Origin of the sequence: Streptomyces avermitilis MA-4680 = NBRC 14893 (assembly GCF_000009765.2) — a bacterium.
GTDB lineage: Bacteria > Actinomycetota > Actinomycetes > Streptomycetales > Streptomycetaceae > Streptomyces > Streptomyces avermitilis.
On the sequence record NC_003155.5, the window covers coordinates 208716 to 229585 of the forward strand.

At 68.7% G+C, this 20870-nt stretch carries 18 protein-coding genes and 1 pseudogene; 17 read left to right on the forward strand and 2 right to left on the reverse strand.

Features of this window, described 5'->3' with window-relative positions; genetic code table 11:
- The first annotated feature begins 90 nt into the window (after positions 1–90).
- From SAVERM_RS01350 to SAVERM_RS44135, 11 genes are all read left to right on the forward strand, one after another.
- Entirely contained in the window at positions 91–708 is a 618-nt protein-coding gene (locus tag SAVERM_RS01350; protein ID WP_242432097.1) for an SAF domain-containing protein, read from the forward strand.
- Positions 708–1535: a CpaE/TadZ family protein gene (locus SAVERM_RS01355; RefSeq protein ID WP_010981620.1), complete on the forward strand. Its 828-nt coding sequence runs from the start codon at positions 708–710 to the stop codon at positions 1533–1535. The genes SAVERM_RS01350 and SAVERM_RS01355 overlap by 1 nt, the downstream gene beginning before the upstream one ends.
- Positions 1525–3018 (forward strand): TadA family conjugal transfer-associated ATPase, encoded by a 1494-nt coding sequence (locus tag SAVERM_RS01360; protein WP_010981621.1) that lies wholly within the window; start codon positions 1525–1527, stop codon positions 3016–3018. Before SAVERM_RS01355 ends, SAVERM_RS01360 begins: the two co-directional genes overlap by 11 nt.
- Positions 3015–3944 carry a type II secretion system F family protein gene (locus SAVERM_RS01365; protein WP_010981622.1) on the forward strand — a complete coding sequence of 310 codons (930 nt, stop codon included), beginning with the start codon at positions 3015–3017 and terminating at the stop codon, positions 3942–3944. Before SAVERM_RS01360 ends, SAVERM_RS01365 begins: the two co-directional genes overlap by 4 nt.
- An 18-nt stretch (positions 3945–3962) precedes the next feature.
- Positions 3963–4847 carry a type II secretion system F family protein gene (locus SAVERM_RS01370; protein ID WP_010981623.1) on the forward strand — a complete coding sequence of 295 codons (885 nt, stop codon included), beginning with the start codon at positions 3963–3965 and terminating at the stop codon, positions 4845–4847.
- Positions 4848–4892: 45 nt separating this feature from the next.
- Positions 4893–5108 carry a hypothetical protein gene (locus SAVERM_RS01375; RefSeq protein WP_010981624.1) on the forward strand — a complete coding sequence of 72 codons (216 nt, stop codon included), beginning with the start codon at positions 4893–4895 and terminating at the stop codon, positions 5106–5108.
- On the forward strand, positions 5108–5533 hold the full coding sequence (locus SAVERM_RS01380) for a TadE family protein (RefSeq protein ID WP_174514656.1): 426 nt from the start codon (positions 5108–5110) through the stop codon (positions 5531–5533). Before SAVERM_RS01375 ends, SAVERM_RS01380 begins: the two co-directional genes overlap by 1 nt.
- A gap of 14 nt (positions 5534–5547) precedes the next feature.
- Positions 5548–5991, forward strand: coding sequence for a TadE/TadG family type IV pilus assembly protein (locus tag SAVERM_RS01385; RefSeq protein WP_037651070.1), 444 nt, complete (start codon positions 5548–5550; stop codon positions 5989–5991).
- The gene (locus SAVERM_RS01390) at positions 5991–6443 is read left to right on the forward strand and encodes a TadE/TadG family type IV pilus assembly protein (protein WP_010981627.1); all 453 of its coding nucleotides are present in this window, start codon (positions 5991–5993) and stop codon (positions 6441–6443) included. The genes SAVERM_RS01385 and SAVERM_RS01390 overlap by 1 nt, the downstream gene beginning before the upstream one ends.
- Positions 6443–9910: an AfsR/SARP family transcriptional regulator gene (locus SAVERM_RS01395; RefSeq protein WP_010981628.1), complete on the forward strand. Its 3468-nt coding sequence runs from the start codon at positions 6443–6445 to the stop codon at positions 9908–9910. Before SAVERM_RS01390 ends, SAVERM_RS01395 begins: the two co-directional genes overlap by 1 nt.
- Before the next feature lie 310 nt (positions 9911–10220).
- A complete protein-coding gene (locus SAVERM_RS44135; protein WP_242432096.1) occupies positions 10221–12017 on the forward strand; it encodes a DUF2637 domain-containing protein in 1797 nt (598 codons plus the stop codon).
- A 115-nt stretch (positions 12018–12132) separates the two neighbouring features.
- Here the strand turns inward: SAVERM_RS44135 and SAVERM_RS01405 are convergent, their stop codons facing one another.
- Positions 12133–12687, reverse strand: coding sequence for a GNAT family N-acetyltransferase (locus SAVERM_RS01405; RefSeq protein WP_010981630.1), 555 nt, complete (start codon positions 12685–12687; stop codon positions 12133–12135).
- Positions 12684–13952, reverse strand: a complete 1269-nt coding sequence (locus SAVERM_RS01410; protein ID WP_137951565.1) for an NsdA family TPR-like regulatory protein — start codon at positions 13950–13952, stop codon at positions 12684–12686. The genes SAVERM_RS01405 and SAVERM_RS01410 overlap by 4 nt, the downstream gene beginning before the upstream one ends.
- 269 nt (positions 13953–14221) lie before the next feature.
- Here SAVERM_RS01410 and SAVERM_RS45450 point away from each other — a divergent pair, with 269 nt between their 5' ends.
- The 6 genes and pseudogenes from SAVERM_RS45450 (at position 14222) to SAVERM_RS42555 (ending at position 20733) form a co-directional block, all read left to right on the forward strand.
- A complete protein-coding gene (locus SAVERM_RS45450) occupies positions 14222–15976 on the forward strand; it encodes an ATP-binding protein (RefSeq protein WP_338058978.1) in 1755 nt (584 codons plus the stop codon).
- Between the two features lie 546 nt (positions 15977–16522).
- Positions 16523–17512: a hypothetical protein gene (locus SAVERM_RS01420; RefSeq protein ID WP_010981633.1), complete on the forward strand. Its 990-nt coding sequence runs from the start codon at positions 16523–16525 to the stop codon at positions 17510–17512.
- Between the two features lie 168 nt (positions 17513–17680).
- Positions 17681–19105: an amino acid permease gene (locus SAVERM_RS01425; protein WP_078936709.1), complete on the forward strand. Its 1425-nt coding sequence runs from the start codon at positions 17681–17683 to the stop codon at positions 19103–19105.
- Between the two features lie 227 nt (positions 19106–19332).
- A pseudogene (locus SAVERM_RS45215) lies at positions 19333–19734 on the forward strand (glutamine synthetase family protein); the annotation flags it as partial.
- 71 nt (positions 19735–19805) lie between these two features.
- Positions 19806–20498 carry a glutamine synthetase gene (locus tag SAVERM_RS45220; protein WP_261172583.1) on the forward strand — a complete coding sequence of 231 codons (693 nt, stop codon included), beginning with the start codon at positions 19806–19808 and terminating at the stop codon, positions 20496–20498.
- A gap of 85 nt (positions 20499–20583) precedes the next feature.
- Positions 20584–20733 carry a hypothetical protein gene (locus SAVERM_RS42555; protein WP_154696703.1) on the forward strand — a complete coding sequence of 50 codons (150 nt, stop codon included), beginning with the start codon at positions 20584–20586 and terminating at the stop codon, positions 20731–20733.
- The last annotated feature ends 137 nt before the right edge of the window (positions 20734–20870 follow it).

Consider the following 20870-nt stretch of genomic DNA (forward strand, 5'->3'; position numbering starts at 1 on the left):
ACGTTGAGCAAGTCCCAAGAACGATTAGCAGCCAGCCCCAACGGAGTCCCCCAGCAGGGACGAGTATCCGGCGCGGTTGCTCCCCCACGGGTGTCGGCCCGCAGGCGCCGGCCGGGTGTCATCGCCCTGTCGCTGGCGCTGATCGCCGCTGGAGGGGCCGGTGTTGCCGTCCTGCTGCTCCAGGTCGGCCACCGCACCGAGGTGGTGACCGTGGCCCGCGATGTCCAGGTCGGCCAGGTCCTGAGCGAAGAGGACCTGGGCAAGGCTTCCATCGCCCTGGACCCGGCCGTCAAAGCGGTGCGTGCCGGTGACCTGGATTCAGTGGTGGGCAAGCGGGCCGCTGTGGAGCTCAGGCCCGGTTCCCTGTTGGCGCCGTCGCAGGTGACGGAGGATTCCTTGGTGAAGGCCGGCGAGCAGCTGGTGCCGATCGGGCTCAAGTCGGAACAGGTCCCGGCCACCGCGCTGGTGCCGGGCCAGAAGGTGGAGCTGGTCCACGTCCCGGCGCAGGGCGTGGAGGACACGGGCAAGTCGTCCGGCCTCTCTCCGAGGACCATCGCCGGGCGGGTCGTGAAGGCGTCCGGCGCCGCCCCTGGTAGCGGGGTTGTGGTCGTCGATGTCGCTACTTCTGCGGATGACGGTCCCATCGCCGCTGCGTGGGTGTCGGCTGGCACGCTGCGCCTGGTCCTCGCTGCTCCGGACGGTAGCTGATGGCTGTGATCGCGCTGGCCGGCTGCAGCGGCGCACCGGGAGTAACCACGAGTGCGCTGGCGCTGCTGCTGTCGTGGCCGCTGGAGCAGGGCCGGAAGATGATCCTGGCTGAGTGTGACCCGGACGGCGGGGCCGTGCTGCACGGTCTGCTGCAGGGCACGCTCGGCGACCGGTACGGGCTGCGGAACCTGTCGGTCGCTGCTCGCAAGGGCGAGTCCGGTGACGCTTTCTGGCGGCAGCTGATCGATTTGTCCAGTGACGACGGCAAGCAGGAGTCGCCGCGCGACCGGCTGTTGCTGCCGGGCATCACCGACCCCGCGCAGGCGGCGAGTCTGGTTTCGGTGTGGAAGGCGCTGGCGGTGGCCTTCCGCGGCATCGACGCCAGCCAAGGCCATGACATTCTGATCGACCTCGGTCGCACCGGGGCCTTCGGGCCCTCCGCGGTCTTGGCCGAGCAGGCTGACGCGGTGGTCGTGGTGGTGCGCAATACCCTGCGCTCCCTGCAATCCGCGCAGGCCCGGGTGGCCGTTCTGGAGAAGCGGGTCGGCGATGTCGGGCTCATCGTGATCAACGAAGGGCCCTACCCCGCTGGCGAGGTGCAGCGGGTGCTGCAGGTGCCGGTGGTGGCGACCCTTCCGTATGCGCCGAAGGACGCCCAGGTTCTGTCCGACGGCGCCGATCAGCCGCGCCACTTCACCAAATCCGCCCTGATGAAGGCCTCCCGGACGTGTAGTGCCCTGCTGGTTCAGCGGGCCGCTGCGCGGCGGGCCCGCCTCGATCCGCGGGCAGCGTTTGTTGGGGGCGGGGAGGTGACCCGTGCGCGGTAAGCCGTTGCATCCCGATCCCACCGTGGCCCCGCCACCTGGCCGCCCCCAGCCGGCCTGGCCTCATCAGGCGAATGGGACGGCTGCCGGTGCTGCCTCGAGTACGCACGCGCTCGGCACCGCCACGCCTCAGGTCACCGTCGACTACCAGGTGGCCCGGCATATCGCCGGCCAGGTCGCCAAGCAGCGCGAGGAGTTGCTGAAGGCGAAGCCTGATATGGACCGGGCCAGCGAGCAGCAGCGTTGCCTGGACTGGATCAACGAGGCGGTCGCGCTGTGGTCGGACTCGGCGGCGATGGCGCCGCAGGAGGATGAGGCACTGCGGCGTGCCGTCTATGACCTGCTCTTTCGGGCCGGGCGGCTGCAGCCGTATCTGGATGATGAGCGGGTCGAGGACATCATCATCCAGGGCCCGGACGAGGTGTGGCTCGACTACGGCGACGGTGAGCGCCGGATGGTCGGGCCGATCGCGGAGTCGGAGGACGAACTGCTGGAGTTATTAAGGGAGTTGGCCCGGAGTTCCGGGCACAACGAGCGCACCATCTCCACGGCGAACCCGACCCTGGCCCTGTCCCTGCAGGACGGCTCCCGTCTGCAGGCGATCACCGGGCTGGGCCCGATGACCTATGCGGTCATCCGCCGGCACCGGGTCTCCCACGCCGGTCTCGACGACCTGGTGCGGCTGGGCACGATCGACCCGATCCTGCGCGACTTCCTCGGCGCGTGCGTGCGCGCGGAGAAGAACATCATGATCGCGGGGAAGCAGAAGGCCGGGAAGACCACCTTGCTGCGGGCGATGCTCAAGGAGTTCGGCCCGGAGTGCCGGTTTGCGACCATTCAGACCGAGGACGAGCTGTTCGCCCACGCCAACGGCTACCACCGGCAGGTCGTCTCCCTGGTGGGCCGCGAGTCCAACGGGGAGAAGGACGTCACCGGGCGGGGTGCTGGCGAGGTCACGCTGTTGGATCTGATGCATCCCGCGTTGCGGATGTCGCTGGAGCGGATCGTGGTGGGCGAGGTCCGCGGGCCGGAAGTCGTGGCGATGATGCAGGCGTTGACGAACGGGTCGGGCGGCAACCTGTGCACGATTCACGCCCGGCGCCCGGACATCATCTTCGACCGGATCGCCGAGCTGTACGCGCTCGCTCAGGACAACCTGTCCGAGCAGCTCGCCTACCGGCAGACCGCCAACGGCCTGGACTTCATCGTGTACGTCGACATGACCGATGAGACGCAGATCGGCGGCCGCCGCCACCGCTACGTCTCCCACGTCCTGGAGCTGACTGGGATCGGCGAGAACGGCCGTCCCGCCACCAACACGGTCTTCTCCCCCGGAGCCGAGTTCGGCGAGCTGCGCGCGGTGCCGAGGATGGATCCGGGCTGCGTCGACGACCTGCGCCGCGTCGGCTTCGACTCCGCCCAGCTGCAACAGCCCTACGGGGCCTGGCAGGCGCCGCTGCAGCTGAAGGTGGGGGTGATCCGATGACCCTGTTGTGGGGGTTGTTGAGCGGCATGGCCGTCATCGGCGGGCTGATCGGCGTGGTGGCAGGCCTCGTGGGCACGACGGCGCCGCGCCGGGCTCCGTTGCAGCAGCGGTGGCAGGCCCTGCGCGCCGGGAAGGACCAGGGCGAGGACGTCCGGCTGCGCCGTCGGACCCTCGCGGCCTTGGCGGTCGTGGTCTTCGTGGCCGTGTGGCTGGTCTCGGGGAATTTTGTGGGCGGCGCGCTGCTCGGCGTGGCCGTGGTCGGCGTGCCCTGGCTGATCAGCCCGGCGCAGATGGCGCAGGAACGCATCGGCCAGCTGGAGGCCCTCAGCGAGTGGACGCAGCGCCTGGCCGGCCTGCTGCGGCTGGGCATGGGCCTGGAACAGGCGATGATCACCAGCCGTCAGGGTGCACCGGACGAACTTGCCCCGCAGATCGTCAATCTGTCCGACCGGCTGCGTCTGGGCTGGCGGCCGGATGGAGCGCTACGCGCGTTCGCCGAGGAACTGAACGACGTCACCGCGGACAAGGTGGTCGCCGCGCTCATCCTGTCCGTCAACGACCGCGGCCCGGGCCTGGCCCAGGCGCTGGAGGACCTGGCGGGAACGGTCCGCGACGAGGTCGCCAAGAAGCGCGCCATCGAGGCGGACCGGGCGAAGCCGCGGACCACCGTGCGGTGGATGACCGTCATCACCGTGGGTGTCGTGGTGGCCGGGTTCTTCGTGCCGTCCTATACCAAGCCCTACTCCACGCTGCTGGGGCAGCTCGTGCTCGCCTTCCTGACCGTCGGGTTCATCGGGGTGCTCGCCCTGATGCGGCAGCTGGGTGCCTTCCGCCGCATCCCGCGCTTTTTGATCACCGACCCGTCCAGCACAGTCCGGCTGCCCCTCGCCGGCGACGGAGCCGGGCGTGCCGGTCGCTGGCCGTGAGCCGGAAGGAGTCACGTCGTGAACCTGTTTCCCGTCGTCCTGACCGGTGGCGCGGTAGGCGCCGGCCTCGCGCTGCTGGTGCGGGAACTGCTGCGCCCTCAGGCCGCGTTGGGGCCGGCCCTGCAGCGCAGTGCCCCGGCCACCCTGACCATGCCCGAGCCGGAGCTGGACCGCGAGGAGGTGTGGGGCCGCTGGCTGCTGGCCCGCCTCGAGCGCCTGCCCGGTGTGCGGATCCCCACGATCAACCTGGCCCTGCTGGGGCAGGGGCGGGGCCAGTTCATGCTGAGAAAGACCACGCTCGCCGCGCTGGGTCTGCTCTGCCCGGTCATTGCGACGATTCCGTGGATCATCGCGGGCGTCTCCCTGCCGTTCTACGTTCCCGCCGGCGTGGGCCTCCTCATCGCGGGACTGCTGTTCATCACACCGGATCTCGCGGTCCGTGACCAAGCGAAGCGGGCCCGGGAGGAGTTCGCGCACGCCCTGTCCGCCTACCTGGACCTTGTCGCGCTCAAGCGGGCCGCCGACGCCGGCCCCGCCGAGGCGCTGGAGAAGGCCGCCGAGGTCGGCCTCGGCTGGCCCTTCCTGTTTCTGCAGGGCGCCCTGCGACGGGCCCGGATGGAGAAGATCCCGCCCTATCAGGCGCTGACCGAACTCGCCGCCGAGTACGACCTGCCCGTCCTTGACGACGTCGCCGACATCATGCGCGGATCGGCCACGGACGGCGCCGCCGTCTACAAGGCGCTGCGCGCTCGTACCGCAGCGCTCAACTCCGAACTGCTGGCCGATCAGGCCGCGGAGGCGAACGCCGCCAGCGAGAAGATGACCGCCCCCGGCGCCTTGCTGGCGGTCCTGGTGATGCTGCTGATGGCGTTCCCCGCGGTCATCCGCATGCTCACCGTCTAAGGCCACCCCGAGTCACTGAACCTCTGAAGGAGCAAGGAGCACAGCATGAAGCACACCGCAGCCCGCACCTACCGTGCGGTGCACTGGGCGACCACGCGTCTGCAGGAGGGCCTGGAGGAGGCCAAGCGCAGGCCGGACCGCGGCGACATCAGCACCACCACCGTCATCATCTGGGTGGCTGCCGTCACCGGCGCTGTACTGATCGCCGGGACCATCGCCGTCGTGATCTCCAAGTACAACGGCAAGCTCACTGGGCTGTGATGTCTCCTCCGGCGCGGCTGAAGGACTGGTGGCAGGGACGACGATGGGGCGACGACCGCGGTGACACCTCCATCCAGATGGCGATCATTTTCCCGTTCGTGCTGATCGCCACGGTGGCCGTCATCCAGGTCTCCATGTGGTACTACGCACGGCAGATCGCCCTGACCGCTGCTCGCGAGGGCCTCACCGCGGCCCGCGCCTACGAGTCGGGTCCGGCCGACGGTGCGGCCCAGGCACGGGAGGTGCTGGGGCGCGTCGCGGGTGACAGCCTGCGCGGCTACAGCGTGTCCGCCAGCAGCAACGGGCAGCGGGTGCGGGTACAGGTCTCCGGCACGGCCATGTCGATGATCCCGGGCGTTCCGGGTCTGCAGGTCACCCAGTCGGCGTCCGGTCCCGTGGAGCGCTGGACGGTCCCGGGAAGGTGAACTACGTGCGATACATGGCCCGATGGGCTCGCAGGCTTCGCAGCGATGAGGGCAGCGCCGCGATCGAGGCGGCCATCATCCTCCCGTCGCTGATCATGTTCCTGTGGCTGGCTATCGCCGGGGGGCGCCTCGTCACCTCTGGCTCGAAGATCGACGCGGCAGCTGAAGATGCGGCCAGGGAGGCGTCCATTCACCGTACGGCGGGTGCCGCCCAGAGTGCCGCGCACGCGGCGGCCGCCGAGTCGCTCAACGACCAGGGCATCACGTGCGCGTCGACCAGCGTCAGCGTCAACACCGGCGGCCTCAGCGTGCCGGTGGGCCAGGTAGGGACGGTCACCGTGACCGTGACCTGCACGGTCGATCTGTCGGATCTCCTGCTGCCGGGCGTGCCCGGGGCCCGGACCCTCACGTCGACAGCCACCTCCGTAGTGGATCAGTACAGGCAGCGAGGTGACTGATGAGCTTCCGGCAGACAGGGCTGAGCCGGGCACGGTGGGATGACCGGGGAGGCGTCACCGTGTTCGTCGCCGTGTGCGTCCTCGCCCTGATCGGCATCATCGGCGTCGCCGTCGACGGCGGCAGCAAAATGCGTGCCACCGAACGCGCCGACTACATCGCCGGCGAGGCCGCCCGGGCCGGCGGGCAGGCCATCGACCCCGCCGAGGCCATCAGCGGCACAGCGATCGTCGTGGACCTGCAGGATGCCCAGGCCGCGGCCCAGGCCTACTTACGCTCGGCCGGCGCCACCGGCACGGTCAGCGTGTCCGGCGACGGCAAGACCCTCAACGTGAACGTCACCGGCTCGTACGACACGAAGTTCCTGTCGGTGGTCGGGATCGGCTCGTTGTCAGTGACCGGCCAGGGCAAAGCCACCCTCCTGCACGGCGTTACCGCTCCCGAAGGAAACTGATGCGCACCACCCACTCCCCCGCCACAGCGGCCGGCCGCACGCTGGGCCGGGTCCTCAAGGCCGTGCTGAGCCTGCTCGTCCTGGCCGCCGCGGTCGCCGGGCTGCCGCTGCTGCTGGCCTGGGTCACCCCGGCCATCTGGGCCTCCAGCCACGACGACCTCACGCACTTGCTGGACCGGCAGGATACGGGGGCGGCGTTCCTGCTGCTGCTCGTCGCGGTGGGCTGGATCGGGTGGGCGCAGTTTGCGTTCTGCGCCGTACGCGAGCTGATCGCGCAGGTGGGGGGCCGGAGCTGGCAGGCCCCGCGCAGACTTGGCGCCTCGCAGCGTGCCGCGGCTCTCCTGGTCGGCAGCATCCTGGTGCTGCTGCCCACGAGTTCGGCCCTGGCCTCCGACGCCCACGCCTCACCGGCCACCACCGAGGCCCGCGTCCCCGGCCAGGCCCCAGCCCCGCAGACCGCCGAGCCCGACCAGACCTTGCCGGACTCCGCAAGCACACCGGCGTCCCGTACTTCGTACACGGTCCGCGCGACGCGTCCCGCACAGAGCCTGTGGGGCATCGCCGAAAGGGAGTTGGGCGACGGAGAGCGGTGGCGGGAGATCGCCGCCCTGAACGAGGGCCGAACCATGGTCGACGGCCAGGTCTTTCGCGCGCACGGCTTTCTGCAGCCCGGCTGGCAGCTGGAGATGCCTGATACCGCCGCTGCCGCGGGAGGCATCCGTACACAGCTGGGCAGGGCCGCTCCCACTGCTGAAGGAAAAAATGAGCACGTTGTCACGGTCCACTCCGGCGACTACCTGTCGAAGATCGCGGAAGAAGAGCTCGGCGACGGCGGCGAGTGGCCACGCCTGTTCAAGGCCAGCCGGGGCAAGACGCAGCCGGACGGCCTGCCCGCCATCTCCGACCCGGATGTGATCTACGCGGGGCAGCAGGTCACTGTGCCCGGCGCCCAGCCCGACCCGCACACGCCGCCACGGGACGGCGACAACGGCGATGAGGCGGGCAGCCAGGAGACCACTCCCCCAGCCACCCAAAAGCCTGATGGCAAGCAAAAGCCGGGCGATGACAGGAGAGATGAGCAGGCACCAGCACCGGGCACCACCACAGCGCCCGCGCCAGAGTCATCGGCCCCCAGCACCCCAGCCAGCCGTCCCGCCGAGCAACCGGGGCAGGAACAGGGCTCTCCTTCCGCGACGGCGTCCGCGACGCCGCGGCCCGGCACCAGCCCCGCACCCTCTGCCGCCGCCCCGTCGGCCACGGCCGAGGCGCCGGGCTCCGCTGACTCCTCCCCCGCCACCACGGCGTCCGAGACGCCGCCACCGGCACCGGCACCGGCACCGGCCAGCAGTCCGCTGAACCTGCGCACTGTTCTCGGTGCCGGCACGCTGCTGGCGGCCGCCATCACCGGCGCTCTTGCCCTGCGCAGGACGCTGCAGCGCCGCCGCCGCACGCCTGGTGAGAAGATCGCCATCGCATCAGAGACCTCTCCCGCCGAGGCGAAGTTGGCGGCGGCCGCCGAACCGGGCGGCGCTGCCCGCCTGGACGTGGCCCTACGGACCCTGGCCCACCAGGTGGCCCACGAAAAGGCTGCGGATCTGCCCCCGATACGGGCCGCGCGGATCGGCACCCGCACAGTGGAGGTACTGCCCGAGGGCCTCGCCCGCAAGCCGCAGGCGCCCTTCGTGGCTGGGCAGGCCGGCTGGTGGGTGCTGCCCGCCGAAGCAGTCCTCCTGGACGAGGAGACCGCCCGCGAGGTACCGGCGCCGTATCCGGGACTGGTCACAATCGGCAGCACCGAGTCGGGTGACCTCCTGCTGCTCAACCTCCCCCAGGTGGCCGCCCTGTTGCTGGACGGCAACCCGGTACACATCACCGAGGTGTGCACGTCGCTCGCCCTGGAGCTCGGGATGAGCCCGTGGGCGAGCGAGGCCGAGATCGTGACCATCGGGTTCGGCGAGGACCTGCCGCAGCTGCTGCCCACGTCCCGGATCGCACACATGCGCCACGCCAGGCACGCACTGCGGGACCTGAGCGAACGGCTGCTGGAAGCGCACCAGATGCCCGAAACCAGTCATCAGCCGTACCTGCTGCTGTGTGCGTCCACGCTGGACGCCGATCTGGCCTGGCAGTTCGCCGACATAATCGACAAGGCCCAACACGTTCCCGTCACCCTCATCGCCCCCGCAAGCGCTGCGGCCGCGTCCTTCCCCGACGCCGAAATCCTCAACGCCTCACTCAGCAAGCCCCAGCAATTCGACTACATCGGCTCTGAGATCACGGTGCAGCGTCTGGAGCATGCCGCCTACCTGCAGATCACCACCGCGCTCGCCATCTCCGCGCAACCCGCCGACCCAGCCGAGGGACCATGGGAAGAGGTACCGCACGAGCCGGACACCCCGCAGCGCCCCCGTCCACTGGACTTGGCCAAACCCACACAGTCTGGCGACGGCGAGAAACCCGTGCCGGCGTCCCCGTTCACCGCGGGCACCGGTGACAGCGAGATCTACCCGGCACTGCTGGCCGCGTCCACCGACCCCGCCAGCCTGAAGCTGCTGCCCGACCCGAAAGCGCCTGGCAAGGCCCCTGCCGAACCCGGGACGGAACCCGCCGAAATGACGCCCGACGGACGGGCACCGCAGAAGGCAGCGGAGGCAACCGGCCGCCCGCAGGAGACCCCGGCAGCCGAGGCCGTCGGCGAAGATACCCAGGCGCAGGACCTGCACGCGCCGGAGATCCGGGTCCTGGGCCCCGTGGAAGTGACCGGCGTGGCCACCACCGGCCACGGCCCGAGCCAGGCACGGCTGGCCGCCTTGCTGTACTTCCGGCCGGGCCGCAGCGCCGACGTGCTGTGCGCCGACATGGACCCGGTCAGCCCCTGGTCCACAGCCACACTCAACGCCCGCCTGCAAGGCCTGCGCCGCGCCCTGGGAAACGACCCGGCCGGCAACGCGTACGTGCCCAGGCGCCGGTCCGGCGACGACCCTTACGAGCTGTCCGAAGCCGTCCGCTGCGACTGGGCACGGTTCACCCAGCTCGCCCAGCGCGCCCTGCCCCAAGGCACAGCCGGACTGCCGGACCTGGAAAAGGCACTCGGCCTCATCCGCGGCCGGCCCTTCGGGACCCGCCCACTGCCGTGGGCCGAGCCCTACCAGCAGGAAATGAGCACCCGCATCATCGATGTCGCCCACACCGTGGCCACCTACCGCACACCCACAGGCCCGCACCACGACCTGACCGCCGCCAGGCAGGCCATCGCAACCGGTCTCGACGTCGACGACAGCGCAGAGCTGCTGTATCGGGACTGGATGCGCATCGAGCACGCGGCCGGGAACCGGGCCGGACTGCACACCGCGATCACCCGAATCCAGGACATCAACCGCAAGATCGACTGCTCCCTGGAAAACGAGACCGAGCAGCTCATCAACGACCTCCTGGGCCCCACCGGCGGACGGGCACGTGGCCGATGAGCGAACCAGCACGCAGGCCCCCCACGCTCCATATGGCCCTCCACCGAGCCCCGTCAGACGAACACCCTGCCTTCCGAACCCGTGGCGACAGCAGTGACGGCGCAGCGGCCACCCGCACCCGGGCTTGTGTCCTCGGGTATGCCGCCGCACAACCGGCCTGCCCACAAGCCCGCCGCATCCCGCCGTCGCCCACCACAACCGCCCGGGCAGAGCGCCCGCATCGGCCTGCCCATCAGCACCGTCGCGACTTACGCACCCCAGCGAAAGCCGAACACAGATGAAGTCAGGAGCAGATAGCGGCCAGCAGCCCGTGAAGACAGCTTCTCAAAACCAGCTGCTGTGCCTTGGCCGGGCACAACGCCTCGTGATCTCCGCCGTCGTTCTCGGCGGGCTCACCATCAGCGGTATCGGCTTCGCTGGCTCGTACACGGCCGTCCGCGCACTCGCCCTCAAGAAAGGCTTCGGGAACTTCAGCTATGTCTTCCCGATCGGCATCGACGCAGGCATCTGCGTCCTGCTCGCCATGGACCTGCTCCTCACCTGGATCCGCATCCCGTTCCCGCTGCTGCGCCAGACGGCGTGGCTGCTGACGGCAGCGACGATCGCGTACAACGGCGCGGCAGCCTGGCCGGACCCCCTGGGCACCGCCATGCACGCAGTGATCCCCATCCTCTTCGTGGTCGCGGTGGAGGCAGCCCGGCACGCGATCGGCCAGATCGCCGACATCACGGCCGACAAGCACATGGAAGGCATACGCATCACCCGCTGGCTCCTCTCCCCCCTCCCCACCTTCCTGCTCTGGCGCCGCATGAAGCTGTGGGAGCTGCGCTCCTACGAGCAGGTCATCAAGCTGGAGCAGGAACGTCTCGTCTACCAAGCCCGCCTCCACACCCGCTTCGGCCGCGCCTGGCGCCGCAAGGCCCCCGTGGAGTCGCTGATGCCGCTGCGCCTGGCCCGCTACGGCGTCCCACTAACCCAGACTGCGCCCACGGGCCTCGCGGCAGCCGGCATCGAACCGGTGCTGCTGCCTCCGGCACCACAGCCACAGCCACAGGCCGAACCGGCAGACACAGTCGGCCGTGGGACGGGACAGGTCACCGCAGCAGCCCTGGGAAACCAGCCCGCTGCCGCCACCGGTGGCGAATACATCCAGGCACTCCCAACGGATGAAAACACAAGGCCCGCGACACCCCCCAAGGCCGGAGACCCCAGCTACCCCTGCGACCCCAGCCATGCACCGCGGAAGCAATACGAACGGGACCGAACAGCCCAGCAGCCAGCCGGCAAGCCGAACCCCACCGTGGTACCCGACCACGACGATTCCTCGCAACCGGAAGCCAGCGACACACCTGAGACGCCACACCACGAAGAAGCTTTAGACGAGGAGGAGTCCCGTGCCCGGGAACACAGCCGACTCTCCCCTACCTACGGATACCGGCTGGCCTCCGCTCATGGCCCACTACCAAGCCAGTACGTCCTGGACCACCACGAGGTGACCAACCCTGAAGGACATCCCCCGTCCCTTGAGGAACCGGACACTTCCCTAGACAGTCTTCTGCCACAGCAGCCCAGGGATTCGCGCCGCGACGACGGCCGCTCCCCAGAGCCGGCGGCAACCAGCCCTGTACGCGGCACAAGAAGCGAACCAGGACGCACCCCCCGTGCAACCCCTTCTGCAGAGCACCGCGCTCACAGCCCGGAACCTGCACTCGAGGAGACCCCCGACGCGGAGGCCGGGGACTCATCACTCCCTGACCTCACCGCAGTTGACCACTACTACCTGGCCTGGAACGACTTCCAGCAACAGCACGGCAAGGAACCAAACGGCACCGAACTATCCGCCCACCTCGCCCAACGCGGCATACACGACCGCGAAAATCACCCCATCAAACCCAAAACGCTCACCCGCTACTTCCTCGAATTCCGGATCTACGACGCTTGGGCCACCCACCGCGCCCGCACCTCCCGCACGGACAGCGAACCCGTCCTCAACGACCTTGCCTACCAAGGCATCACAGCTCAGTACAACCGGCCCATCCAAACAACCGACCTCGAAAAACGCCTCCCAGGATTCGAACGCCGCTGGCACGCACTCAGCTGCCACTGAGTACGGGCTTGCGCTCCTCCCACGGACAGAACAGCAACCACACCACCCTCGCAGGCAAGCCACCCCTCAGCCGCGTGAACAACGCTGCGGGTCGATACATCTGGGGTCTGTCGGCTCAGTCGAGCTTCGTCGGTCGGAGCATCACCGCGAACACGGGAGAGTCCGGGAACGGCTGCTGCAGACCGATGGAGCGATACCCCCAGGCCTCGTACCGGGCCTGCACTGCCCCGTTACCGGCCGCGGGGTTGACCAAAAGCGTCACTCGCTCCTCTGTTCGGCCGTGGAGCCACGCCTCGTGGAGCTGCCAGGCGACGGAGCGTCCCCTCCACGACTTGCGCACCACAATCTCGTTGAGGGAGACGGTGCGGTGGCCATCCTCGTGGGTGGTCTCGGCAGGAAGGGGTTCCTTCATCGAGTCCCACCATTTCGTGTCCGGTGCCAGGGCGGTGCCGAAGCAGAAGCCGACTGGCTGCCCGTCCTCGTATCCCAGAGCTGCGGACCAGCCCGGACGTGCAGCGTAGGCAGACAGCCGCTCGTTGAAGCGGTCGCGGTCGTAGAACGGGCCGGTGAGCCCAAAGTCCCGGTGTCGTACTTCGACGTGGAGATCGAGTATGGTCTCGCGGATCTCGTCCAGATCCGCAGCCCCGTAGTGCCTCACGTTGACGGTCACGCAATTCCTCCTCGGGAATAACGGTCGGCCCACTCGGTCACGAAGTGTGCTCCGGCCGCCTCAGTGGTCAGATCCTGGTCGAAACGCGCGAACAGGGCCTTGGTGCGCCCTGACAGTGAATCAGGGTCGTCTGGCAATTTCGTCAGCGCGGTAGCGCATGCTGCGTCTGCGTCCCCTTGCCGAAGTTGTGTCGTCGCCAAGAGGACCGTGTAGTAGACGCGGTTGCGGTGATAGTCAGGCCGCAGGCCGGACAGCGCGCGGTGTAGGTGGGCTTCGGACTCCTCGTTCCGGCCCAGCCGCATCATTACGAGGCCGGCCAACCCCTCGAATTCGGCCCGGTCGTAGAAGTCCATGTAGGCCGGGCGGAGCTGCTCTGGGGTGGCGCGCTCGTACGCGACCTCTGCCTGGCCGAGGGTTCGCACGGCTGCAGCACGCTCTCCAGCTCCCGACTGCACACCAGCCAGACGGGCGGCGGCCAAGGACCGGAAAAGCGGGTCGCGGCGGCACACCTGAGTCTCCCGGCCCATCTGCGCCGCGGCGAGGGCGTCAGGGAACTGCCGCTGCTGGAGGTGAAGCAGGGCGGCGTGGCCCCACATCCGCATCTCCATCCCGGCATCGCCGGAGAGCCGCGCAAGGCGCAGGCCTCGGTCGAGGTGCCGTCCCGCGCGCGCGGTCTCCATCCGGTCCAGGGCCGCCCACAGGGCGGTGCCCATGAAGGCGGCGGCGAGGAAGTACAGGCGTCGGCGAACGCGCTCGCTGGCGTGGCCGATGGCCATGAGGTCTAAAGCGTGCTGGGCATGGGCGACGGCCCGGGTCTCTAGGCCGACGGTGAGACCCGTCGCGGCGTCCGCGGCCACCAAGCGAGCAAAGTTCTCTTCCAGCCGGTTGGCGTCGACCATCCCAACGCGGGAAGCACCACTGGACAGATGGGCGGGCCGTAAAGCGGCGGCCGTGAGGGATGCGGTCGCCGTGGTGAAGGCGCGTCGACGCACGTCATCATCCTCCGATAGTGCAGGGGTACGACGAGGGGGAGGTATGAAGCCCAGTTCCTCCGCGCTCACTCCGAACTCTGCTTCGAGGACGATCCGTTGTCTCTTATGCGGCCAGCGAGTTTTCCCGGCGAGCCAGTGTCGGACGTGCCGATCGGACAGCGCGCCGAGTTTCCCGGTCAACGCCTCGATCCGCTGGTTCAGACGGCTTGCTAACTCCCCCTGACTTAGTCCAGACCGCTCCATAGCTGCTGCGAGATTGACGTTCGCCGTCACGGCCCCACGGTAGTCCTCTACCCCGGACTCCGGCCCTCCGAAGGTAAAAATTTCCGGTCCGAGGCCGACGGGCCCTCTCCGCTTTTTCCTTTGCCCTGCGCGTAGTCGCCCGTTGACTAACGAGGCAGAGCAACGGCGCTGAGCGTCAAGTGCCCGGTGCCGCTGCACCCGTTCACTACTTCCGTCGATCCGGAGGACTGGGCATGACATCGACTGCGCTCGACGCACTGACGAGCGCCATCCCTCGCTCCGTGCGTACAGGCCACGAGGTGTCCATCGAACGCGATCCCGCTTCGATGCCGGGACACCTCACGAAGGCAGACTCCGTCTGGCCCGGTCGGCTCCGTCGCATTATCCGGGCCGGTCTGAAGCTCTGGAACCAGCCGGCCCTGGTCGAGACCGCGGAACTCCTCACGACAGAGCTGGTCACGAACGCTTTCCGCCACGGCAGCGGTACCGACATCGGCTTTCGCTTGCTCATCAGTGGCGATCACGTCGTCATCGAGGTCCGGGATGGCTCTCCGGATCGGCCCGTCCTGCGCCGCGCGTCCCCTGAGGACGAGGACGGCCGCGGTCTCGCCCTTGTCAGCGCCATGGCCGACGAATGGGGCACGACCTCCGACGGCACGACGACCTGGTGCACCCTCCCTCTCCGCAAAGGATCTGACCACCCGATGCAACGCACCGCCACACCCGTACCGTCGTTACGCGAGTACCCCGCCATTCAACTCCCCGGAAACCCCAACACGGTCACTCGAGCACGCACGATCGCCCGATCTGGACTCACCGTCCTCGACTGGCAGGGAGACGTTCACGCTGCCACAGAGGTGGTAGCGATCCGGCGAACACCCCAGCCTGCGACCCTGCTTACTGAGGAAGCGAAAGGGACAGTGATGGACTGGCGAACGCGGGCCATGCGCCTGGCCGGCGAGGTCGTCCGACCGGAGTCACGCTGGCACGAACCGGTAGCCACCGTGCCGCGGCACGAGTTCGTGCCGCGCTGGTGGCAGAGCGACGGTGACGCCTGGTTACTGCGTGACGGCCCGGCTGCCCCGGATGCCTGGCTTGAGGCGGCCTACACCGATCAGACGCTCGTGACCCGCGTCGACGCGTGCCCCGCCGATCATGCCGCCCCTGGCGCCATGGCCAGTGGAACGCCGACGTCATCGTCCACGCTGCCCAGCTTGGTCGTGCGGATGTACCGGCACGCGATGATCGCCGAAAATTCCGATGTGCTGGTGACCACCGGTACCGGCTACGGAACCGCCCTCGCCTGCGCCCGGCTCGGCCATGCCCGGGTCACGAGCATCGACGTGGACGCCGACCTGGTGAAGGCGGCCTCGGACCGGCTCGTGCTGGTGGCGGGGTACCGGCCACAGATGGCTGTTGGCGACATCACCGGTGAACTGCCCGGCGCCTACGACCGGATCATCGCCACGGTGTCGGTGCGGCCCGTGCCCGTTTCCTGGCTGTCCGCTCTCCGGCCGGGTGGGAGGCTGGTGACGACCATCGCCGGTACGGGGCTGATCCTGGCCGCCGACAAGACCAACGAAGGCGGCGCTACAGGCCGTATCGAATGGGACCGGGCCGGGTTCATGCCGACTCGCCACGGCGCCGACTACGGGCCGCCCGCAGACGACGTGTGGCAGGAGGCGGCAGAGGCAGACGGAGAGGACGTCATCACCAGCCGCTACCCGCTGCTATACCCGCCGGATGCATGGGACGTGATGTCGATGCTCGAGCTCCAGATCCCCGGCATCACGTACCGGCGCAGCATGGACGGTGGCAACCGCACCGTGTGGCTGCTGCACCCCGACGGCTCATGGGCCCGCGCCACAGCCCGCGGGTTCCTCGACTCGCCGACCGTGCACCAAGGCGGCCCGCGCCGGCTGTGGAGCGACCTGGACCGCATCCGCAACCGGCTCAACCGCGAGGGCGCCCTGCCCGTGTACGGAGCCCAGGTCACCATCACGCCGGATGGAACAACCACCCTGACACGCGGCTCCTGGTCCTTCACCCTCTGAGGCTGTGGGGGCTCGGAGCCCTCTCCCCTAGGACGGCTCTCGCCATGTCTGAGCTACTGACCACGGTGCTCGACCATGCATGACCCGCCCCAGGGACGCGGGCGCCGAGCACCCACGGCACCGTCACCAAAGTCTTTGACCGGCTGTTTCTCTGCGTGCGCGACTACGCTCCCCTCCCGCCAAGTGGCATGTCGGCCTCAATGGAGGCCGAGCACGGCCGGGGCTTCCTGCTCGTCTTGTGCAGCGTTGACGACCACGGAGTGTCCCCGGCAGCACACGATGGTGAAATCGTCTGGGTCACCATCCTTGAGCGCCCCCAGTAGCCGTCAAGCCGCCGGAAACGGCCGCATGACCCCCTCTGCTGTCCGTCACTGCCTCTGATCTGCTGCCGAGCGCAGTCTTCCGCTTTGGCCTCCCCGTGCTGAGCAAGTTGGCTGCCGCTCAGCGGCACTCGCCCCCCTTTCGAGGACTCTCCTCCATGCCCCTTTTATGTATGACGGGCCGGGTGCCCTCCCCGCGTCCCTCTCTTTTCGTGGCGGTGCGCCGATGACCCGCGATGACACGCCCCTGATCACTCACCTTGCGGGCCGTGACGAAGAACTCCGCCTCGCTCTCGAAGATCTCGGGCTGGACCGGTATCTCGCCGCAAAGCGCCTGCTTCGGGCCACGGGTACCGACTGGGGGCTGCGCACCTCGCGCAGTCAGGTCCTGGCCGTCGTCGCCGCCAACAGCCGTGCGATCGAGTCGTGGTGCTCGGAGGAGCCCGAGGACGTGGACGCGAGGATGATGTGGGCTCGCGTGCTCACCCAGAGGCTACTCAACGCTCACCGCAGGGGACTGTCGGGTCAGGACCTGGTCAACGGTGTCCACACAGTCTGGGCGGCGTGCAGGGCTGCTGCGGAGCGGTGGCCCGAAGACCCGGTGCCCTACGTGTGCTACCTGGCGCTGGCGCAGACGGACATCGACCAGCGGTTTCCTCACAGTCCGGTGCACTGGGCCACGCCGGCCGATGCCATGCTGCCGCCGGGTCCGTGGAGATTGCTGAACTGGGTCAACCAGCGGGATCCCGGCAGCCGGGAGGCGTATCACCGGATGCTCCAGGTCTTTCAGGCCCGCGCCCGGGGAGCCCTGGATTTTGCCCAGTGGGTAGCCTCCGTCGCACCGGAGGGATCGGCGCTGAAGGTTTTGCCGCTGTACGCCTACGTCGAGTCCTACCGGCTGCTTCGGCAGCGTTCGCAGAGCGTCGGTGTGATCGCTTACTGGGCCACCGAGGACAAGGCTCACTACGCCCGTCAGGCCCTGTACGGCTGGTTCGCCCACGCCGATCCGCGCTCACTGTCCCTGCTGGACCTGAACTACCTGGCGCACGGACTGACCGCCACCGGCGTGGGACAGGCCACTGCCGTGTTCGAGGAGATCGGCAACCACGTCACGCCCGCCCCGTGGATCCACGTCACCCCGAACCCCCAGTGGTGGCAGGACGATTTCCGTTCCGCACGCCGCAGAGCGCTGACGGCTACAAGCGGGCGCCGATGACCATCCGAGCACCCCCGCAGCCCTGCCCCGCTCACCGTTGCCCCCTTCACCCTTCACCCCCCTTTCGATCAGAGGATTTCTCCGTTGTCTGCGAGAAGAACCAGAGTCCAGCTCGACGATGACGCCGCGCTGCGCGCGCACGGCTACCACCCCGAACTGGCCCGCCGGATGGGCGGGTTCGGGAACTTCGCCATCAGCTTCTCCGTGATCTGCATCCTGGCCGGCGGCATGACCTTATTCGGCTACGGCCTGAACACCGGCGGCCCCGCCGTCATGATGTGGGGCTGGGTCGGTATCGGCTTCATGACGCTGCTGCTGGGCATGTGCCTGGCCGAGGTGACCTCCGCCTACCCCACCTCGGGCGGCCTGTATTACATGGCTCACCGGCTCGGCGGGCCCCGCTGGGCCTGGGTGACGGGCTGGCTCAACCTGCTGGGCCTGCTCGGCGCAATCGCCGGCATCGACTACGGCTGCGCCCTGTTCATCGGCGCGTTCGCCAGCCTCCAGTGGGACCTTGTGCCCACACCCGAGACAACGATCCTGATCTTCGCGGGCATCCTGCTCCTGCACGGCACTTTGAACGCGCTCGGCGTGCGCCTGGTCAACGTCCTCAACAGCATCTCGGTGTGGTGGCAGATCTCCGGCGTCCTGCTGATCGGAGGGACCCTGACCCTCGCCCCGGCCGAGCACCAGAGCGCCGGCTTCGTGTTCGGCCACTTCCACAACGCCACCGGCTTCACCAGCCCCGTCTACGTGGCCGCCCTCGGCTGCCTGCTGGCCGCCTACACGTTCTGCGGCTACGACGCCTCCTCCCACCTCTCCGAGGAGACCAGCCAGGCACAGGTGTCGGCGCCCAAGGGCATCGTCCGCAGCATCGGCTACTCATGGATCGCCGGGTTCATCCTGCTGGCAGGCATGCTGTTCGCCGTCCAGGACTACACCGGCACCCAGGGCTCGAGCACAGGCGTGCCACCGGCGCAGATCTTCATCGATGTCCTGGGCACGGGTGTGGCCAAGGGGCTGCTGATGGTAGTGATCGTGGCACAGCTGTTCTGCGGAAACGCGGAAACCGCCGCGGCCTCCCGCATGGTGTTTGCGTTCTCGCGGGACGGGGCTCTGCCGTTCTCCTCGACGTGGCGGCGTGTCACCCATCGCACCCGCACCCCCATCGCCGCGGTGTGGCTGTCCGTGGGCGTCGCGCTGGTCCTGGCGCTGCCGAGCTTGTATTCGCCGGCCGCGTACGCCGCCGTCACCGCGATCAACGTCATCGGGATCACGCCTGCGTACGTGATCCCCGTCTACCTGCGCCTGCGTGCCGGTGACCGCTTCCAGGCGGGCCCGTGGAACCTTGGTGGCTGGAGCAAGCCCCTCGGCTGGATCTCCGTCACCTACGTGGCTGTTCTGACCGTCGTGTTCTGCCTGCCGCAGGCCTCGCCCGTCACCGCACAGTCCTTCAACTACGCGGGCCTCGCGCTGGCGGTGGTCCTGCTCCTCGCGTGGGCCATGTGGATCACCAAGGGCAAGCGGCACTACAAGATCCCCCCGCTCGGCAGTGCGGCCGAGAACACGGCACTCGCCGGTGAGGTGATGTGATGTCCGGCCAGATCAGCCACCACCTCTCCCCCACCCCCGCCCCCGGGCTGGTGACACTCGAAGAGCTCGGCCACCTCGTTCAAGGCCGTGAGATCGACACGGTGATGGTCGCCGTCCCGGACCTGAGGGGCCGGCTGATGGGCAAGAACCTCGACGCCCACCACTTCCTGACCAAGCTGCCCGGCGGACCGGAGATGTGCGCCTACATCCTGGCGACAGACGTGGACATGAACCCGCTGGACGGGTTCGAACTCGCCGGCTGGCACACCGGATACGGAGACCTGCGTGTCGTCCCCGACCTGGGCACCATCCGGCGCCTGAACTACCTGCCAGGCACGGTCCTCGTACACGGCAACGCCGTACACCCCGACGGCCGCCCCGTCGCCGTCGCACCACGGGAGATCCTCCGCAGCCAACTGCGGGCCCTCGCCGTCCACGGCCTGCAGGCACGCGTCGGCATCGAGAGCGAATTCGTCCTCTACAAAGGCACCGAAGCACAGCTGCGCCGATCCGGGTTCAGGAACCCGACACCCGTGTCCCCCGACAACCTCGACTACGCGCTGGACCGCCCGCCCGCCCTGAACGCGTTCTTCCACGACCTGCACAACGCCCTGCACGAAGCAGGCGCACCAATCGAGGCCATCAAAACGGAAGGAGCCCCAGGCCAGATCGAAGTGGCCTGGCCCTACGGGACACCCCCGTGGGCGCATGCGACACCTACACCCTCCACAAACACGCCGTCCGTCACATCGCCGCACAACACCGCCTCACACCCACGTTCATGGCCGCCCCGCAGACCGGCACCGGATCCGGCCTCCACCTGCACATCTCCCTGTGGCGCGACGACGAGGCGGCCTTCGCCATGCGTCCACGCGAGGAGCTGCCCGAGCTACTCCAGCACTCCATTGCCGGGCTGATCGACGCACTGCCGCAGCTGGTTCCGCTGTACGCACCCACCCCCAACTCCTACAAACGATATGTCCGCCACTCCTTCGCCCCCACCAACTACACCTGGGGACGCGACAACCGCACCTGCGCCATCCGCATCACAGGCCACCACGCCTGCACACACCTGGAAGTACGCCTGCCGGGAGCCGACGCCAACCCCTACCTCGCACTCGCCGCGACCATCGCGGCCATCGTCTACGGCCTCAACAACCATCCCAAGCTCCCCGAGCCCTGCACCGGCGACGCCTACCACGCTGCCGACCCGCTCCCCGTGCCACGCAACCTCGAAGAAGCCCTCACCGACTTCCAACAAAGCAGCATCGCACTGCGCGCATTCAGCACACCCGTAGTGCAGCACTACGCCCGCGCTGCCGAGGTTGAGATCGAGGCACAGCACGGCCAGGTCACAGACATCGACCGCAAGCGGGGGTTCCTCCGTGCGTGATCTCCTCCCTCGTGCCGCAGAGATCCAGCGGCTCAGCCCTGCCGCTATCGAGGCTCCCGCGGCCGATCCCGAGTGCTCAGGCCGTATGGACCGCATCACGAGCGTCGTGCTGTGCCTGCTGTTCGACCTGGCTCAGCAAGCGGCACGCTTCGGCTCCGGCATAAACCCGTGGGGGCAGCTCGCTGTGTACGACGGCGACGACTTCTCGCTTTTCACCGCTGAAGGGTCAACATGAAATGCCGCGTCGTGACCTCCCGCCCGCCGGACCGCACGAAGTCCGCGATCACCTGATGACTCCCGTCCCGGCGCGGTTGTCAGGCCAAGAACGGCAAGGCCGCCAGGCCTCGGATTCCTAACGATCGTCGAAGTGCA

Excerpts from the sequence above, each read along its gene's own strand:
- SAVERM_RS42555 (WP_154696703.1), top strand. The coding sequence starts at position 20,584 with ATGGACCGCATCACGAGCGTCGTGCTGTGCCTGCTGTTCGACCTGGCT.
- SAVERM_RS01420 (WP_010981633.1), top strand. The coding sequence starts at position 16,523 with ATGACCCGCGATGACACGCCCCTGATCACTCACCTTGCGGGCCGTGAC.
- SAVERM_RS01375 (WP_010981624.1), top strand. The coding sequence starts at position 4,893 with ATGAAGCACACCGCAGCCCGCACCTACCGTGCGGTGCACTGGGCGACC.
- SAVERM_RS01390 (WP_010981627.1), top strand. The coding sequence starts at position 5,991 with ATGAGCTTCCGGCAGACAGGGCTGAGCCGGGCACGGTGGGATGACCGG.
- SAVERM_RS01395 (WP_010981628.1), top strand. The coding sequence starts at position 6,443 with ATGCGCACCACCCACTCCCCCGCCACAGCGGCCGGCCGCACGCTGGGC.
- SAVERM_RS01380 (WP_174514656.1), top strand. The coding sequence starts at position 5,108 with ATGTCTCCTCCGGCGCGGCTGAAGGACTGGTGGCAGGGACGACGATGG.
- SAVERM_RS01425 (WP_078936709.1), top strand. The coding sequence starts at position 17,681 with ATGGGCGGGTTCGGGAACTTCGCCATCAGCTTCTCCGTGATCTGCATC.
- SAVERM_RS01355 (WP_010981620.1), top strand. The coding sequence starts at position 708 with ATGGCTGTGATCGCGCTGGCCGGCTGCAGCGGCGCACCGGGAGTAACC.
- SAVERM_RS01385 (WP_037651070.1), top strand. The coding sequence starts at position 5,548 with ATGGCCCGATGGGCTCGCAGGCTTCGCAGCGATGAGGGCAGCGCCGCG.
- SAVERM_RS01365 (WP_010981622.1), top strand. The coding sequence starts at position 3,015 with ATGACCCTGTTGTGGGGGTTGTTGAGCGGCATGGCCGTCATCGGCGGG.